We start from the raw sequence: 16,911 nt of genomic DNA, 5'->3' as shown, positions 1-16,911 counted from the left end.
GACCATCGACACCGCGCAGTCGGAGGACGTGGCATGAGCAGGTGGCACGCGCAGCAGTGGACGGTGGTCGAGGCGATCGAGCGCCCGCCGGCCGAGGCGGTCACGGCCCTGGCGGGGTTCGCCACCACCCAGATCGCCGACTGCGGTGGCCCGGTGGGGGTGGTCGGGCCCGGGCTCGGCCGGATCGCCGGGGGAGCGGAGTTCTGCGGCCCCGCGGTCACGGTCTGGACCAAGCCGGGGGACATCCTCTTCGTGCTCAAGATGCCCGACCTGACCCGCCCCGGCGACGTGGTCGCCGTCGACGGTGGTGGCAGGGCGGACGCCGCCGTCCTCGGCGACATCGTCGCGGGAGCCCTCGCCAGGAGAGGCGTCGTGGGCGTCGTCGTCGACGGGGCGGTGCGCGACGTCGAGGGGATCGACGAGGTCGGCCTCCCGACGTTCGCCCGCGGCACCCATCCCGCCACGGGGTCCAACGAGGGGCCGGGGGCCATCAACGTCCCGGTGCAGGTCGGCGGGGTCGTGGTGCGTCCCGGTGACGTGGTCCGCGGGGACGCCAGCGGCGTCGTCGTCGTCCCGCGGGAACACCTCGACACCGTCATCGCCATGACCCGTGCGGTCGAGCAGCGGGAGATGGCATGGCGGCAGGCCGTGGCGGACGGCGTCAGCATCGCGGCGGCGACCGGGGCGGACGCCGTCATCGCCGAGCGGGGCGACGCAGCCGCGACTCCACTCCCGTGACGACGCCCGCGGCCGCGCTCCCGCTCCCCGTCCGCCGGCACGTGCACCCCGCCCGGGGGGAGCCGCCGACCGCTCCGCGGCGCTGCTCCAGGAGTGGGCAGCCCCTCACTGAGGTCGGTCGAACACCGCGAAGCACTTGTTGGAGTTGAAGACGTCCGTCTCGACGAAGGTGGACCAGCTCGGCGTGCAGCCCAGCTCGGCCATCGCCCCCAGCAGGCAGAACCAGTTGAGCACCTCGTGCTGGCCGGCGGCGACGACGTCCTCCGTGGTGACCTCGAGCCAGGAGCCGTAGTCGCCGGCTGCCAGTGCGGCGTAGAGCTCCCGGTCGGCGGCCGTGTCCGGGCGCAGGTGCCAGTTCTCGTCCACGAGGAAGGCGTGCGACCAGCTCGACGACGCCACGAGTGCCACTCGATGCGGCCCGTCGCGCAGCGCGGCGGCCAGTGCACCACCGAGCGCGTAGCAGCGGGCTGGGCTGGGACCTGGCGGGTCGAGTCGCTCGCCCGCGATGTCGGCGCAGCGGACCCTGCCGCCCTTGCGGGCGATCACGTGCCGGCCGTAGCAGTTCACCGCGATCGGCACCACGGGATAGGGGAACCGGGTGCCGGCGTGCTCGTAGTCGAGGAAGAGCTGGGTGTTGACGAAGGCGTGCGGGAACGGGGCGTCTGCGGGCTTGCGGTAGGCGTAGGCCACGTCGAAGCCGGCCTCGAGCAGGGCCGCGGCGATCTCGCGGCCGATGTCGGGCGCGCCGCGCACGGTGAGGGTCAGATCGCCGGGGAGACCCCAGGCGTTGGGCTTGCCGCGGGCGGCCGACCTGGCCAACGGCCGGACCTCCAGGTCGTCGTAGGCCAGCACGCAGAACGCCGGGACGAGTTCCTCCCGGAAGATCTCGTACTGGTCGTCGCCCCAGACCACCACGACGTCCGGGGCGAACGCGTCCAGCGCAGCCCGGCAGCGGGCGAGACCCGCGCACAGCGCGGCGCGGTGCCGGGCCGCCGCGGCCGTGCCTCCGTCGGCGCCCCACTCGGTGCGCATCAACTCCGGCCACGACGTCGGCTCCTTGCGCTCGGCCGGGATGTCGGGATCGGACAACGTCCACCGCAGGACGTCGGCCATGTCCTCGTCGGTCCCGATCAGCGGCGGGTAGTGCGTCAGGCCGATGCCCAGGATGTCTGCCACGGCGGGTTCTCCTGTTCGATCCGAGGGTCTGTGTGCGCCGCCTGTTCGCCGGGCGACGCGAGAGGTGGCTCAGGAGCGCGGACGTCGCACCGGCGGTCCTCTGCGCGAGTGGGTGGTCCCGGCTGGGCAGGACCGCGTCCGCCACTGCCCTGTCTCGACGGGGGCACCTGAGCCGGCTGGCAGGTCGCGGCGGTGCGGGTGCTCAGACCCGCGTGACGAAGTCGGCGATGAGCGCGGCTGCGCGCTCCGGCTGCTGCACGTGCAGCAGGTGGTTCGCGTCGGGCAGCGTCGCCCGCTCCACCCGTGGCAGCCACGAGCACAGCAGCTCGGCACCCGCACGGAACACCGGCAGGGTGCCGGACCCGAGGACGTGGAGCGCCGGACGGACGACGGCCGCCGCCTGTTCCGCTCCGAACCGCCACGCGGGAGCCGAGGGGACGTCGGAGTCGAACGCGGCGGCCGCGTCGACCACCGCCTGCTCCGGCGCGCCAGGGACCGTGCGGCTCATGTCCTCCCGCCAGTCCGGGCCACCCACGAACGACCAGAAGCCGTCGACCGCTGCGGCGTCGTCGCCGGCCCGGTGCAGCGCGACGAAGCGACCCAGCTCGCTCCGCAGGGGTCCTTTGTCGGGCTCGCGGAACACCGCGGGTTCGAGCAGGACCAGACTGCTCACCACCTCCGGGTGGTCGACGGCCGCCTGCAGGGCCACGCAGCCGCCGTAGGAGTGGCCCACGAGGTGCGCTCTCGGAACACCGAGCGCCGCCAGCAGGGCCACGCAGTCGGCGGCGTGCTCCTCGATCGAGGTGCGGCGACCCTGCCGGGGACCGCTCCCGCCGTAACCACGGCGGCGGTAGCGGATGAGCCGGTGGGTGCCGGCGGACGCCAGCTCCTCGACCACGGGTGCGAAGGTGTCCGCCACGCCGAGGCCGTGGATGAACACGACCGCGTCCCCCGACCCCCGCACGTCGGCCTCGAGCTCCGCCACGCCGGCCGTGACCCGCTCCATCGTGCGCACCGGCACCCCGGGTGGTTGCAGACCCGCCCGCCCCGGGTGCAGGTCCGGGGTGCGAACTCCCTCGGTCATGCTCTCGCTCCTTCCGCGTCGTCGGACCGGTCGCGGTCCGCAACGGTCCGGAGACGGAGGTCGCGAGGAGTGGCGTGAGGGGTCTCTCGCTCCGGCCCGGGACCTCCGTCGTCGGGGCCCAGCCCGACGACAGGACGGTCGCTGCTCCCGATAGCGGTCGGCTTGCGGAGTGGTTGCGGTCGGCGTCGAGCCCCGTCGGGACGACGCCACGACCTGCTCCTGGACCTCGAGGCTCCGTCCTGCCTCGCGGTCGCCGGGGCGGGGGCGAGCAGCTCCCCGACTCAGGGCTCGGTGCGGGGACGGGGGGCAGCGCTGGCGGCCTCGGTGAGGTACGGGGTGGTCGGGTGGTCCGGGCCGAGCACCCGGCAACAGCGCTGCAGGGTGGCCTGACCCAGGGTGCCGGCGGGCTCGGCGTCGCCGAGCCGGGCCAGGGCGACGGTCAGGGCGGTCGCCGCCCACAAGGCGATCACGTGGTCCGGGTCGAGCACCCGGTGACAGCGTCCGAGGGTGTCCTGGCCGAGGGTGCGGGCGGGCTCGACCTCGCCGAGCCGGGCCAGGGCGAGGGTCAGGGCGGCGGCCGCCAACAGGGTCGTCGCGTGGTCCCTGCCCAGCGCCCGGCGGCAGCGCCGGAGGGTGTCCTGGCCGAGGGTGCGGGCGGGCTCGACCTCGCCGAGTTGGACCAGGGCGAGGGTCAGGGCGGCGGCCGACCACAGGGTCCTCGCCTGGTCCGGGCCCAGCACCCGGCGGCAGCGCCGCAGGGTGTCCTCGCCCAGGGCACGGGCGGGCCCGACGTCGCCCACCTCGACCAGAGCGCGGGCCAGGACGGTCGCCGCGTGCAGGGTGGTGGGGTGGTCCGGGCCCAGCACCCGGCGGCAGCGCCGCAGGGTGTCCTCGCCCAGGGCACGGGCGGGCCCGACGTCGCCCACCTCGACCAGAGCGCGGGCCAGGACGGTCGCCGCGTGCAGGGTGGTGGGGTGGTCCGGGCCCAGCACCCGGCGGCAGCGCCGCAGGGTGTCCTCGCCCAGGGCACGGGCGGGCCCGACGTCGCCCACCTCGACCAGAGCGCGGGCCAGGACGGTCGCCGCGTGCAGGGTGGTGGGGTGGTCCGGGCCCAGCACCCGGCGGCAGCGCCGCAGGGCGTCCTCGGCCAGGGGACGGGCCGACCCCACCTTCCCCAGCCCGAGCAGGGCGTGGGCGAGGACGGTCGCCGCGTGCAGGGTGGTGGGGTGGTCCGGGCCCAGCACCCGGCGGCAGCGCCGCAGGGCGTCCTCGGCCAGGGCGCGGCCCGGCTCCACCTCGCCCAGCTGGACCAGGGCACGGGTGAGGCTGCTGGCGGCGCTCAGCGTGTCGGGGTGGTCCGGGCCGAGCTCCTGCCGCCAGTGGTCGAGCAGCTGCTCGGCGACGGCTCGGCTGCCGGAGCTGTCTCCGCGTGCTTGCAGGTGGCGGCTGAGGTCCAGGGCCAGTCGTCGGCCGCCGGGATGGTGAGCACTCAGTGGGGCGGTGGCCAGTACGTGCGCGGCGAGCCGGGCGTAGGCCGCCCGGCTGACCGGATCCTCCGGGTCGCCCGGGGAGGCGGCGGCGAGCAGCGCGACCACGTGGTGCGTGGTGGTCTGCAGCCGCTCGGCGGGCAGCTGGCGGCGGATGACCGCCTGCACGAGCCGGTGCACCTGGAAGCCGTCGGGGGAGCGGCGGGCCAGGGAGTACCCGACCAGCGCCCCGACGGTGTCGGCCAGGGCGTCGGGGTCGGCGGCGGCGCTGCGCAGCGGCTCGTCCAGCAGCTCCGGGTGGTCGCCGAAGAGGGTCAGGGGGACGGGTTCGGGCGCCAGGTGGGCGGCCAGCTGCAGCAGCTGCACGGCGGCCGGGTCCTCGTGGCGCAGCCGCTCCAGCGACAGCTCCCAGGTGGTGTCGAGCCGCCCGGCATAGCCCACCACCTCACCGCGGTGGAGCAGATCGGCGCGGTGGGCGCGGAAACGGCGCAGGTAGTCCGCCGCCGGTAGCGCGGTCTGCTCCAGGTAGGCGGCGGCCTGCGCCGCGGCCAGCGGCAGGTCGCCGAGTTCGGCGGCGAGGGCGTCGGCCGACTCGTCGTCCAGCCCCGGGATCCGGGCCCGCAACAGCGCGATGGTCTCGGTTCGGGCCAGCACGTCGACCTCCAGCCGCCCGCCGAGGGCGCCCCAGCCGGGGGAGCGGGAGGTGATGAGCACGTGTCCTGGCCCGCCGGGCCGGAGATCGGCGACGTCGGCCGGCCGCTCGGCGTTGTCGAAGACCAGCAGCCAGCGGGTCCGATGACGCAACTCCGCGAGCAGCCGGTCCACCGTGTCGGCGACCGTGGTCCCGGCCGGCACGTCCAGCCGAGCGGCGAGGACGGCCAACTGGTCGGGGATGAGCACCGGCTGCTCGGCGTCGATCCACCACACCAGGTCGTAGTCGGCGGCGAACCGGTGCGCGTACTCGAGCGCCAGCTGGGTCTTGCCCACTCCGCCCATCCCGTACAGGGCCTGCACCACCAGCGTGGCCCCACCGGCGCCCAGCCGTCGGCGCAGCTCGCGGAGCATGCCCTCCCGGCCGGTGAAGCGCGGATTGCGGGCCGGCACGCGCCACACCCGCGGCAGGGCGCCGGGGAGCCCCGGCCGGCCGCCGGACCCCGGCGGGCACCACGGCTCCCGGCCGGCCGGGTCGTCGTCGGCCTGACGGGGTCCTGCTCCGGCGAGAGAGGGGTCCTGGGTCAGGACGGCGGTCTCCAGGCGGCGCAGCTCGGGGCTGGGGTCGATGCCGAGCTCGTCGGCCAGGGTGGCCCGCAGCTGCTGGTAGGCGCCCAGCGCGTCGGCCTGGCGCCCGCAGCGGTAGAGAGCGGTGATCCGGTGGGCCCACAGCCGCTCCCGCAGCGGCTGGGCCCGGCACAGCAGCTCCAGCTCACCGACCAGCTCGGCGTGCCGGCCGCAACCCAGATCGGCCTCGATGCGGGCCTCCACCGCGGCCAGTCGCGCCTCCTCCAGCCGGGCTGACTCGGCTCGCAGCGCCGCACTGCCGGTCTCGGCCAGCCGGTCGGCCCGCCACAGCGCCAGCGCCTCGCCCAGCGCGGCGGCCGCCGCCTGAGGGCGCCCGGCCGCCAGCTCCGCTCGCCCCCGGGCGTTGAGCCGTTCGAACAGCTGCGTGTCGACCTCTGCGCCGGCGAGGAGATAGCCCGGCGCCCGGGTCAGCACCACGTCCCGCGCCCCGGCTCCGGCCAGCGCCTTGCGCACCCGCGCCACCAGGACCCGCAGCGACGCCTCCGCCGAGACCGGGGGTTCGGGACCCCACAACGCCTCGATCAACGTCTCCGCCGGCACCACGCGTCCGGCGTGCAGCGCCAGCAGCACCACCAGGGCGCGCTCCTTGCGCCCGCTGATGGCGACGGGGGTCGCGTCGCAGAGTACCTCCAGCGGCCCCAGCACCCGGATGCGGACCGGCCCGGATGGTGAGGCGGACGGTTCCTGGCGGCACGGCGACGGGGAGGGAGCGGTCATCGCGACGGGGCCTCCAGCGGTGTGCCGCAGGGATCCTGCAGAACAGACCCCGGCGGCGACCTGCTGATACCTGCTGGGCCGGATCCCGCCGGGCTGCGCAGGGGCCGGATCGCGCTCCGGTGCCTCGATCGAGGTCGACGCGGAGAGGCACGTGGTGGCCTCGTGCGCGCCAGGACCGCTGACAATTCCTCCGGCCGGCTGCACTCCTTCCGGGAACGTCACCATGCGGCTCCTCCGGTGTTCTCCGAATGGCTGGAGAACACGTCGCCACCGAGGTGGCCATCCCTACCGTCTCGGGGGAACAACCCGTCGACCACGGTAGGGCCATCTCTAGACTTCACGGTGACCGAGGTCCGCGGTGTTGACAGTCGGTGGCCATTGATCGATCGTCATCCTCCCGAGAGGAAAAGGGTGCGAACCCGAATCAATCCGATCGAGGCCCGAATCCACTGTGCATTCCTCTCGGGCAGGACCGGGCCGGGTATCCAGAAGGGAGGGAAGAACATGTACGAGACGCCGACGCTGGTCGAGACCGGGTCGTTCGCCGATCTGACGCGCGCCCCCAAGCGGAAGCGCGGCCATGACCACCGCTGCAAGAACCGTCGTCCGAAGGGCGGGCACGGCTACTGATCGCCAACCCCTCCCCACCCGGTGGGGAAGGGAGCGCAGGTGGGCGCCTGACTGTTCCGGTCCGCGGCGTCGCAAACCGCGGACCGGAACGGCGCGATCCGGCATCACCGGCGTGTGAGCAGGAGGCGGCATGAACAACACTGCGCCATTCCATGGGGAACCGCGCCCGCATGCGGCCGAGTGGTTCCTCGCATTACCTGACAGCGTGGCCGGCTGCGAGATCCTGGCGGTGCTGCCGCCCACGGCCTGTCGCGTGGACCATCCCTCCGGGCGCCCCTGGCTCATCGGCCACTGGGACGTACGCGATCTGCGGGTCGCGAGCGCCGGACGGGTCCGGATCGCGGTCCTGGGAGCGTGCGCCGCAGAGGTTGCCGCGCTCGAGAGAACTGCAGCGCGAATCCACGACGTCACCGATCTCGCGGCCGCGTTCGCGCGCATCCCGGGGAGCTTCCACCTGCTCGCCTCGGTCGATGGGACCACTCACGTGCAGGGCACGCTGTCCGGAGAGCGGAGGGTCTTCTGCGCGACGATCGCCGGGGTCACGGTGGCCGCCGACCGCGCGGACGTGCTCGCGACGCTCACCGGCGCCCGGCTCGACGAGGGCCTCCTGGCCGCGCGGCTCCTCCTGCTGGGCGACACGTTGCCGAGCATCACGACGAGCCACTCCCTGTGGCAGGGGGTCGCCGCGATCGCCTCCGACAGCTACCTGCGCGTCGCGCCGAGCGGGCACGGCAGCGTCGGCACCCGCTGGACCCCGCCCGACGCCGACCTGGGCCTCGACGAAGGCGCCCTCGTGCTCCGGCAGGCGCTGGACGCAGCCGTCACTGCGCGTCGCTCGAGCGGACGGGTGCTCGGCTCCGACCTGTCAGGGGGGCTGGACTCGACATCGCTGTGCTACCTGGCGGCGGCCGGCGGGCGGCCGTTGACCACCTTCACCTCCGACACGGGCGACCCCCGCGACGACGATCCGATGTGGGCGGATCTGGCAGCCGAGGGGATCCCGCACGTGCAGCGGCTCGTCGTCTCGGCATCGGAACTCCCGCTGCACTACACCGGGATCACGGGACCGGCAGAGCCGCTGGACGAGCCGCACCCCGACATCGTCGACCAGGCCGCCGAGCGTGCGGTCGCCGCGCTGCTGAGGGAGCGGGGCGTGGAGTTGCGCCTGAAGGGGGAAGGCGGGGACGAGTTGCTCGGCGACTCGGAGAGCTACCTCCCCGGCCTGGTGCGCCGTCGGCCACTGCTCGCGCTGTCACACCTCCGTGCCTTCCGCGCGTTCGGCCGCTGGTCCTGGCGGACGACCGTACGAGCGCTCCGTCCGCCCGACCCGCGAGAACTGCTCCAGCGGAGCGCCCGGTGCCTGCGTGCCGGACTCGTCGACACGAGGGACCTGCCCAGGGACGACCGAGCGCCGGTGGCGGCGAGCCTCCCGGCATGGGTGACCCCGAGAACCGTGGAACTGGTGCGCAGCCGCATGCTCCGGGCCGCCGACGAGTTCCGGGTGCTCTCGCGGGACGCCGCCCAGGACGAGCTCCTGCGGGGAGCCGTCGAGACGGGGCAGAAGATCCGTCGCGCCGCCCAGTTCGCGGCGTCGATCGGACTGCCGGTGAGCAACCCGTTCCTCGACGACGCCGTCCTCGAGGCGTGCCTCGCGGTACGTCCTGAGGAACGTGCCCACCCGTGGCGGTACAAGCCACTGCTGACCGCGGCCATGCGCGGGGTCGTTCCTCCCCGCTCCTTGGCACGGGTCAGCAAGCCGGACGGCACGAGCCTCGTGCTCCGAGGCATCCGCGAGAACCGGGAGGAGCTGGTGGCACTCTGCGAGGACTCGCGCCTCGCCCGGCTCGGGCTGATCGACGCCGGCGCCCTGCGGACCGCTTGCTCCACGTCACTGTGGACGTCGGAGGACGTCCCGGTGGCCTTGTCGGACACGTTCGCCTGCGAGCGGTGGCTCCGCGACCTGGAAGAGCTCCGGTCCCCGCAGGAACGCATCCCCGCGCACCCTCCGCGGCTCGCCCGAGGGCCGCACCAGGCACAGGACGGAGACGTGGACCATGCCCATGCGGCTACGTGAGGCGGTGTCCCTGGTGGCGACCGACGACGGTGCCGTCCTCCTGGACCAGGATGCCGGTCGGTACTGGCAGGTGAACCGGACGGGGTTCCTGGTCCTCAGCACCCTCCTCGGCGAGGGCGACCGCGACGACGCCGTCGAGGCGCTCGTGTGCCGGTTCGGTGTCGGTGCAGAGCACGCCAGGAACGACGTGTCCGGGCTCGTCGCGCAGCTGACCGCGGCGCGGCTGCTGGTGGCGTCATGAGCACCGGGCGCGACGCGGAGCACGCCTCCCGGCACCGGTGGGCTCCACGAGCTGCGGTGGTGCTCGGCAGGCTGCTGTCCCGCCTGCCGCCGCGTCGCCTCTCGGCGACCTTGACGGTCCTCCGGCGGGGAGCGCGGCCTGCCACGTACGAGCAGGCGAGCAGAGCGCGGGCGGCCGTCGTCCGCTCGAGTCCGACCTGCTCGGCGAACGGCTGCCTGCCCCGGTCGATCGCCACGGCGCTGCTGTGCCGTGTCGAGGGGGCCTGGCCGACCTGGCGGGTGGGGGTCGTGACCGGACCGTTCGCGGCGCACGCGTGGGTGGAGGCCGAGGACCGCATCGTCGACGAGCCGCCGGGCGTCGAATCCTTCCGGGTCCTGATGACGGTCCCCCCGGAGCCCGTGGGGCCCGGGGGGAGCGACCCGATGGCCGACCGGCGGCGCGGACACGGCAGTGCTTAGACGCCAGCGGGAACGCCCGGAACCCGTCGACGGCGCTGACGCCCGACCGGGCACGCCCGAGGCCGTCGACGACCCCGGCGCGGACGACCCCGACCAGGAACGGCTCGAAGCCGGCCTCAAGGCCCTCCTCGCCGTCACCAGAGGCCACCGGAAGGGCATCGCCCAGGCTCTCCTGCTCGCGCTGGCCAGCGGTGGCCTCGGCCTGCTCGAGCCCCTGGTGGCGATGCAGGCGATCGATGCGTTCTCCGCCGGCCGGCCCATCGGGCTGCTGCTGGCCCTGCTGGCCGCGGTCTTCCTGCTCGAAGCCGCCGTCGAGGCACTCGCTCGGTACCGGCTGGAACGCTCCGGTGAGGACATCGTCCTCGGCCTGCGGCTGCACCTCATCGACCGACTCCTGCGGCTCCCCCTGAGGACGTACCACCGGCAGCGCATCGGGGACCTGATGTCCCGGGCCACCAACGACACCACCGTGCTGCGTGATGCGATCGCCTACGACCTCGTCGACTTCCTCACGGGGGTCTTCGTGATCGTCGGTGGCGTCGCGTTGATGGTGTGGATCGACCCGGTCCTGTTCCTCCTCGTCTTCGGCATCGTCGCGGCGATGGGCGGCCTCACGCTGTTCGTCCTGGCGGGCATCCGGTCCGCCGCCGAACAGGCGCAGAGCAGCCTGGGGGCGATGGCCGCCGAGATGGAGCGCGCGCTGAGCGCCATCCGCACGGTTCGTGCGATGCGAGCGGAAGACCGGGAGTGCCGTCGGATCGGCGAGCGGGCGCGGGCGGCCCGCTCCGAGAACCTCCGGGTGGCGAGGCTCGAGGCGATCGCCGAACCGGTGGTCAGCTTGTCGGCCAACGGGTCGCTGATCGCCGTACTGGTCGTCGGCGGTATCCGGGTCGCCAGCGGCCACACGACGATCGCGGATCTCGTCGCCTTCCTGTTGTACGTCACGTACATGGCGGGGCCGATGTCCGCCCTGTTCGAACTCCTCGCGACCCTGCAGAAGGGCATGGCCGCGCTGCAGCGGGTCAACGACGTCGCGAAGCTCCCGGTGGAGACCGACGTCGCCGAGCGACGGATCGCCACCACGAGGCGACCGTCCGTCCCTCGGGAGGATGCGCCGGCGCTGGACGTGCGGGATGTCTGGTTCGCCTACGACCGGGGCCACCCGGTGCTCCGCGGGGTCTCCTTCGAGGTCCCCGGGCGCACGGCTGTGGCGCTGGTCGGGCCCTCCGGCGCGGGCAAGTCGACGATCTTCTCCCTCCTCGAGCGGTTCTACGAACCTGATCGCGGGCAGATCCTCCTCGGCGGTCTCGACATCGCCACCGAGCTGACGGTGCGCCAGTGCCGGGAGCGGATCGGACTCGTGGAGCAGAGCTCCCCGGTCCTCCACGGGACCCTCCGCGAGAACATCGCGTACGCCCGGCCTGACGCGAGCGAGGACGACCTCCGTCGGGTCGTCGAGCTGGCCAACCTGACCGACCTGGTCGAGAGGCTCCCCCGCGGGCTCGAGACGCCGGTCGGTGAGCACGGGTCCATGCTCTCGGGCGGCGAACGCCAACGCGTCGCCATCGCTCGGGCGCTGCTTCCACGGCCGCGGCTGCTCCTGCTCGACGAGCCCACCTCGCAGCTGGACGCGGCCAACGAGGAGGCACTCGCGCGCACCATCCACCTCGTCTCGGCCGAGTGCGCGCTGCTCGTGATCGCACACCGGGCATCGACGATCAGGACCGCGGACGTGGTCGTCGCGCTCGATGGCGGACGGGTGACCGCGGTGACTCCCCACGCCGGCTCCAGGGCCCTCGCACAGTCCTGACTGCGCCGATCGGCCGGGCGGGTCGGTCCTCCGCCCAGGCGGCGGGCCGGTGGAGGCGCCCCTGGCGAGCCACACCGTCTGCGGCGACGAGGCCGGAGCGGGGATGAGTCGCACGGTGCCGCCGCCGGGAACGTGGCGACGCCGCCGCCCCGGCATCGCCGGGGCGAGGAAGGTCTGCACGTGGACGGCTCATGCGTCACGCCGGGTCGGTGCCGGATGACGCTCTGCTGCTGGGCCGCGTTGAGAAGTGACCCGAGCCGGGGATAGGGTCGGAGTGCGCCACGGAGACTGCGTGGCAGGCATTCCAGCCGCGGGCGCCCCGCCCTGACCTGACTCGCAGTGGGGCGATCGAGAGCATCCGACTCCGGATCCTCCCCGGCTGTCCTCGACCGGATGGGCCGGAGCGGTGCGGTGGACGCCACGGGCTCCGGGCCCGGGGACCTCGTCGAGCTCCCGGTACCCCCGCACCACCGCCCCTCGCGGAGAGGCGACGTCCGATGCCCTGAGGGGGAGCCCACCCGTGCTGTTCTCCGTTGCCTCCGCCCACCTCCTCGCCATGGAGGCACACGAAGGCCAGGTCGACGAGCAAGGCCGTGACTACTACCTGTACCAGCTGGTGCCGATCGCCGATGCGGCCCGTCCGCACGGGAAGCGCGCTGAGATGGTCGCGGTCCTGCACCACATCATCGAGGACACCCGCGACCACCCGGACCCTGCCCGCCGCTACGACACGGACCGGCTGCGCGCCCTCCACGTGCCCGAAGACGTCGTTCGAGCGATCGACGCGATCACCCCGCGCCCCGGCGAGCCCTACCTGGGTGGGTTCATCCAACGCGCCGCTGCCGACCGGCTCGGCCGCCTGATCGAGCTGATCGAGAACAAGCGTCACCTCGACGAGAGCGAGCACTTGGCCAAGACGGACCCGAACAAGGCGCGCACCCTCCGGGAGGGCCGCTTGCTCCCCGCCCGGCGGATCCTGCTGAAGGCCGAAGCCGCTTCCGAGCCCCGCATCCTCGCCTGACCCGTACCGCTGATCACGGCACGACCGGGCCCGCGGTCGACCGGGGGGCGAGCCGAGGCCTCCAGCAGCGGCGCGGTCGTCGAACCCATCCTGACCATGCCCCGCTGAGACCGGCCTCCCCGGCAGGCGGGGCGGTCGGCCGGCGCCCTCGCCGAGCTGGAGGCGGTCTTCGCGGGGCCGCCGGCGGAACCCTGCCCGGGCGGCACGCCGTGCCGGCACGGCCCGCCGGCATGACGCGCGTCGAACGGCGCCTGGCCGATCGGTGTTCGCCCAGGCGCCGTTCTGCTCGTCTCAGGCGAGAGCGCTCCTGAGAGCCTCGATGCGGGCGGCCCAGATCCGCTGCGACAACGCCGCCTCAGCGGCGAGGGTCTCCGAGGCGTGGTAGGCGCCGGGGTACACGTGCAGTTCGCAGGGCACGCCGGCCTGCATCAGCCGCTGGGCGAAGGCGATGTCCTCGTCGCGGAAGAGGTCGACGGTGCCGACGTCGATGAACGCCGGCGGCAGGCCGGTGAGGTCCTCGGCCCGCGTGGGCGCGGCGTACCGGTCCGCCGGCCGACCGCCCAGGTACCAGCCCCAGGCCTCGATGTTCCCGGCCCGGTCCCACACGCCGATGTCGGTGATCTCGTGGCTGGAGGCCGTCTCGTTGCGGTCGTCGATCATCGGGTAGATCGGCATCATGAACCGCAGGGCCGGGCCACCGCGGTCCCGGGCCAGAAGCGCGGTGGCGATCGTCAGGCCGCCCCCCGCGCTGGCGCCGTAGACGGCGATCCGGGTGGGGTCCACTCCCAGCTCCGTGGCGTTCTTGGCCATCCACACCAGGCCGGCGTAGCAGTCCTCCACCGGCGCCGGGTGGGGGTGCTCAGGGGCCAGGCGGTACTCCACGGAGACGACGACGGCGCCGACCTCGTCGCAGATCCGGGTGGCGGCGGCGTCCTCGCCCTCGATGTCGCCGAGGATCATCCCGCCGCCGTGGATGTAGTAGATGCCCGCCAGCTCACCGCTGGCCGCGGCGGGCCGGTAGATGCGCACCGTGACGTCCGGCTCGCCGTCGGGTCCGGGAACGGCGCGGTCCTCCCTGGTGACGTTCGGGTTCTCCGGCACCTCGATGGCGGCGAGCATCTGCTGCACGGTCGCTCGCCGGGCCGCGATGTCCGGGATCGCGTTGAAGCCGCCTGGGATGGCCTCCAGCAGCGCGTCGAGCGTGCCGCGGGACTCGGGGTCGATCAGGTCACGACGGGACATGGGCCCTCCATCGGTCGAGTGGTGCGGGTGAGTGGGCGAGTGGTACCGGGACCGGCCCGTACCGGGGCCGGGGCATGGGGCAGCCGGTCGGACTGTCAGGTGGGGGACCGGCTGGCACGATGACCGGGAAGGGGGTGGGTCGGTGACGTCGTCGTTCGAGGTGCCGCTCACCCGGCGCGAGGCCGTCGTCCAGCAACTCCGCCAGGAGATCGCGTCCGGGCAGCTGCCACCTGGCACCGTGCTCAAGGACGCCGAGATCGCGTCGCGGCTCGGGGTGAGCATCACCCCGGTGCGCGAGGCGATCACGCAGCTGACCGCCCAGGGCCTGGTCGACGTCGCACCGAACCGCACCCGCAAGGTGTCGGGGCTGACGCAGAAGTCGGCGCTGGAGCTGGTCGACGTCATGCAGCTGCTCGCCTGCGCCGGGTTCGCGGGGGGTGTGGAGAACCTCACTGCCGAGCACATCGCCAGCCTGCGCAAGCGCTACGCCGAGTTCACCGGCGCTCTGGAGCGCGGCGACGTCACGGCGGCGTCGGCTGCTGGGGCCGACTTCAGCACCATCGTCGTGATGGCGAACGGCAACCGGGAACTGCAGTCGCTGCTCGACCAGGTCGTGGTCCGCACGGGGCGGATGATGGCCATGGAGCCGGGCAGCAGCCTCTGGCACCCCTGGGTCACCGGGTACGGCGAGGTCCTGGCACTGCTCGAGCGAGGCGACCGAGCCGGGGCCGTGGCGCGCTACCGGCAGATCTACGTCGAGTACCGGGCCGCGGTGGAGGAGATCCTGTGGCACGGCGACGCGGAGGGCGCTCCGAGCTGACCCTGTCGCCCGGAGGCTGATGCCCCCGCGCGGGCGGCTCCCGTCCGGGCCGCGGACGGCGTCGTCCGCGGCCCGGACGAGAGCGACGGCGCTGGTCACGCGCTGAGCACGAAGCCCGGGTAGCCGTCCGCCGCGATCTGGTCGCACTTCTTGCGGTACTCACCGACGCCGCCGGCGTAGGGCATGAACACGCGGGGCTTGCCGGGGACGTTCGCCCCCATGTACCAGGAGTTGGCCTTCGGGTAGAGCGTGTGGGAGGCGATGAGGTTGACGTGGTCGACCCACTCGTCCTGCGCCTGCTGGCTCGGCTCGATGGTGGTCAGCCCCTGCTGCCGCAGGTGGTCGATGGCGTCGCAGACCCAGTCGACGTGCTGCTCGATCGACACGATCATGTTCGACAGCACCGACGGGCTGCCGGGTCCGGTGATCATGAACAGGTTGGGGAAGCCGGCCGAGCCGATGCCCAGGTAGGTCCGAGGACCGGCGCTCCACGTCTCCTTGAGCGACGCGCCGCCCCTCCCGCGGATGTCCACGTTGGTCAGCGACCCGGTCATGGCGTCGAAGCCGGTGGCGTAGACGATCGCGTCGAAGACGTACTCGTCGGCCGCCGTCCGCACGCCCTTGTCGGTCACCTCCACGAGCGGCTCGCGCTGCAGGTTCACCAAGTGCACGTCGGGCCGGTTGTAGGTCTCGTAGTAGTGGGTGTCCAGGCACGGGCGCTTGGTGCCGACCGGGTACTCCGGGCACAGGTCCGCGGCGGTCTGCGGATCCTCGACGATCTCGTGGATCTTGCGGTGGATGAACCGCTTCGCCGTGTCGTTGGCGTCCTGGTCGAGGGCCAGGTCGGTGTACGTGGTGAGCAGGTTGACCAGGCTCCCGCTCTCCCAGGCCTCCTCGAACCGGGCATCCCGTTCCTCCTCGGAGACCTCCAGCGCCGACTTCGTCGGCACCGGGGTCGGGATGCCGAACCCGGACTCCTTCTGAGCCTGCCGGTAGGCCCGGTAGTTCTCCTTCATCTCGCTGATCTCGTCCGCGCGCAGCTTCCGGTTGCGGGCCGGCAGCGAGTACGCCGGGGTGCGCTGGAAGACCGTCAGGTCGGCGGCCTGCTCGGCGATGACGGGGATGGACTGCACCCCCGAGGACCCCGTCCCGATGAGGCCGACCCGCTTCCCGGTGAAGTCGACGCCCTCGTGGGGCCAGTGCGCGGTGTGGTACGTCTCGCCCTTGAAGGAGTCCAGGCCGGGGATCTCGGGCAGCTTCGAGGACGACAGGCAGCCGGTGGCCATGACGACGAACCGCGCGGTCACCGCGTCCTCGTGCTCGGTGCGCACCTGCCAGGTCCGGCTGTCCTCGCCGTAGTGCGCCGCCGTCACCCGGGTGCGGAAGACGATGTCCTTGCGCAGGTCGAAGCGGTCGGCGACGTACTGGGCGTACCGGAGGATCTCCGGCTGGGTGGGGTAGCGCTCCTGCCACTCGAAGTCCTGTTCCAGGTCCGGGTCGAACGAGTACGAGTAGGCCAGGCTCTCCACGTCGACGCGGGCACCGGGATAGCGGTTCCAGTACCACGTGCCACCCACGTCCGTGCCGGCCTCGAACACGACGGCCGACATCCCCATGGTGCGCAGCTTGTGCAGCAGGTACATGCCGGAGAAGCCGGCTCCGACGATGACGACGTCGACGGACGACGGGACGGGAGGGGTCTGGGCCTGGGGGTCGGCGGCGGGTGCGGACATGGTCGTCCTCCTGGGGCAGGGAAGGGAGTCCAGAGGGCCGGATGCGGGAAGGGACGAGGGGAGGCCGGCGTCAGGCCGGCTGAGGCGTGCAGCGCGGGTCGAGGACGTCGGCGCCGTGGTCGATCACGTCGCCGCCGCCCGGCCGGAGGCCGACCACCGTGGAGGAGCCGTGCCCGTCGGACCCGGGCGATACGGGTCGCGGAGCGCCGTGGTCGAGCGCCATGGGCGTCACCTCAGGGGGGTCGATCTCTGACCGGAGGTGCGTTCACCCGTTCGGGTGTGACCGCCGCCACAACGTAGGATGCATCCTGCATCTGGGTCAACCCCCTGCGGCTCAGCCGGGTCACGGTGCGACGGGGCGGGGCTCCGGGATGGCGGCGG

General features: G+C 73.4%; 13 protein-coding genes. 8 read left to right on the top strand and 5 right to left on the bottom strand.

Annotation, left to right across the window (positions count from 1 at the left end; translation table 11 throughout):
* Positions 1 to 33: 33 nt before the first annotated feature.
* A complete protein-coding gene (locus tag BLS21_RS04810; RefSeq protein ID WP_091214529.1) occupies positions 34 to 738 on the top strand; it encodes an RraA family protein in 705 nt (234 codons plus the stop codon).
* A gap of 105 nt (positions 739 to 843) precedes the next feature.
* Here BLS21_RS04810 and BLS21_RS04805 read toward each other — a convergent pair whose 3' ends face one another.
* The 3 genes from BLS21_RS04805 to fxsT form a co-directional block, all read right to left on the bottom strand.
* Positions 844 to 1,914, bottom strand: a complete 1,071-nt coding sequence (locus BLS21_RS04805; protein ID WP_091214526.1) for a DODA-type extradiol aromatic ring-opening family dioxygenase — start codon at positions 1,912 to 1,914, stop codon at positions 844 to 846.
* Between the two features lie 202 nt (positions 1,915 to 2,116).
* Positions 2,117 to 2,998, bottom strand: a complete 882-nt coding sequence (locus tag BLS21_RS04800; protein ID WP_091214524.1) for an alpha/beta fold hydrolase — start codon at positions 2,996 to 2,998, stop codon at positions 2,117 to 2,119.
* A gap of 281 nt (positions 2,999 to 3,279) precedes the next feature.
* Complete coding sequence (gene fxsT, locus BLS21_RS04795; protein ID WP_091214521.1) at positions 3,280 to 6,501, bottom strand: FxSxx-COOH system tetratricopeptide repeat protein; 3,222 nt, start codon at positions 6,499 to 6,501, stop codon at positions 3,280 to 3,282.
* Between the two features lie 504 nt (positions 6,502 to 7,005).
* On the opposite strand from fxsT, the gene BLS21_RS24495 reads away from it, so the two are divergent.
* From BLS21_RS24495 to BLS21_RS04770, 6 genes are all read left to right on the top strand, one after another.
* Positions 7,006 to 7,131, top strand: coding sequence for a lasso RiPP family leader peptide-containing protein (locus BLS21_RS24495; protein ID WP_139177016.1), 126 nt, complete (start codon positions 7,006 to 7,008; stop codon positions 7,129 to 7,131).
* A gap of 253 nt (positions 7,132 to 7,384) precedes the next feature.
* Entirely contained in the window at positions 7,385 to 9,205 is a 1,821-nt protein-coding gene (locus tag BLS21_RS04790) for an asparagine synthase-related protein (protein ID WP_175479420.1), read from the top strand.
* Positions 9,192 to 9,446, top strand: a complete 255-nt coding sequence (locus tag BLS21_RS04785) for a lasso peptide biosynthesis PqqD family chaperone (protein ID WP_217635982.1) — start codon at positions 9,192 to 9,194, stop codon at positions 9,444 to 9,446. Before BLS21_RS04790 ends, BLS21_RS04785 begins: the two co-directional genes overlap by 14 nt.
* Positions 9,443 to 9,904: a lasso peptide biosynthesis B2 protein gene (locus BLS21_RS26395; protein WP_091214513.1), complete on the top strand. Its 462-nt coding sequence runs from the start codon at positions 9,443 to 9,445 to the stop codon at positions 9,902 to 9,904. The genes BLS21_RS04785 and BLS21_RS26395 overlap by 4 nt, the downstream gene beginning before the upstream one ends.
* Positions 9,897 to 11,714 carry an ABC transporter ATP-binding protein gene (locus tag BLS21_RS04775; protein WP_091214510.1) on the top strand — a complete coding sequence of 606 codons (1,818 nt, stop codon included), beginning with the start codon at positions 9,897 to 9,899 and terminating at the stop codon, positions 11,712 to 11,714. The genes BLS21_RS26395 and BLS21_RS04775 overlap by 8 nt, the downstream gene beginning before the upstream one ends.
* A gap of 520 nt (positions 11,715 to 12,234) precedes the next feature.
* Positions 12,235 to 12,735: a phosphohydrolase gene (locus tag BLS21_RS04770; RefSeq protein WP_091214507.1), complete on the top strand. Its 501-nt coding sequence runs from the start codon at positions 12,235 to 12,237 to the stop codon at positions 12,733 to 12,735.
* 291 nt (positions 12,736 to 13,026) lie between these two features.
* Here BLS21_RS04770 and BLS21_RS04765 read toward each other — a convergent pair whose 3' ends face one another.
* Entirely contained in the window at positions 13,027 to 13,977 is a 951-nt protein-coding gene (locus BLS21_RS04765) for an alpha/beta hydrolase (protein WP_091214504.1), read from the bottom strand.
* Between the two features lie 142 nt (positions 13,978 to 14,119).
* On the opposite strand from BLS21_RS04765, the gene BLS21_RS04760 reads away from it, so the two are divergent.
* A complete protein-coding gene (locus BLS21_RS04760; protein WP_091214502.1) occupies positions 14,120 to 14,797 on the top strand; it encodes a GntR family transcriptional regulator in 678 nt (225 codons plus the stop codon).
* Positions 14,798 to 14,892: 95 nt separating this feature from the next.
* Here BLS21_RS04760 and BLS21_RS04755 read toward each other — a convergent pair whose 3' ends face one another.
* On the bottom strand, positions 14,893 to 16,530 hold the full coding sequence (locus BLS21_RS04755) for a flavin-containing monooxygenase (protein WP_091214499.1): 1,638 nt from the start codon (positions 16,528 to 16,530) through the stop codon (positions 14,893 to 14,895).
* Positions 16,531 to 16,911: the final 381 nt, after the last annotated feature.

Origin of the sequence: Geodermatophilus siccatus (genome assembly GCF_900103785.1) — a bacterium.
Taxonomy (GTDB): Bacteria; Actinomycetota; Actinomycetes; order Mycobacteriales; family Geodermatophilaceae; genus Geodermatophilus; species Geodermatophilus siccatus.
This window is presented reverse-complemented; position numbering and strand designations above follow the sequence as displayed.

Bases quoted from the DNA above. Each gene is read 5' to 3' on its own strand.
- BLS21_RS04810 (WP_091214529.1), top strand. From the start codon at position 34: ATGAGCAGGTGGCACGCGCAGCAGTGGACGGTGGTCGAGGCGATCGAG.
- BLS21_RS04800 (WP_091214524.1), bottom strand. From the start codon at position 2,998: ATGACCGAGGGAGTTCGCACCCCGGACCTGCACCCGGGGCGGGCGGGT.
- fxsT (WP_091214521.1), bottom strand. From the start codon at position 6,501: ATGACCGCTCCCTCCCCGTCGCCGTGCCGCCAGGAACCGTCCGCCTCA.
- BLS21_RS24495 (WP_139177016.1), top strand. From the start codon at position 7,006: ATGTACGAGACGCCGACGCTGGTCGAGACCGGGTCGTTCGCCGATCTG.
- BLS21_RS04785 (WP_217635982.1), top strand. From the start codon at position 9,192: ATGCGGCTACGTGAGGCGGTGTCCCTGGTGGCGACCGACGACGGTGCC.
- BLS21_RS26395 (WP_091214513.1), top strand. From the start codon at position 9,443: ATGAGCACCGGGCGCGACGCGGAGCACGCCTCCCGGCACCGGTGGGCT.
- BLS21_RS04765 (WP_091214504.1), bottom strand. From the start codon at position 13,977: ATGTCCCGTCGTGACCTGATCGACCCCGAGTCCCGCGGCACGCTCGAC.
- BLS21_RS04755 (WP_091214499.1), bottom strand. From the start codon at position 16,530: ATGTCCGCACCCGCCGCCGACCCCCAGGCCCAGACCCCTCCCGTCCCG.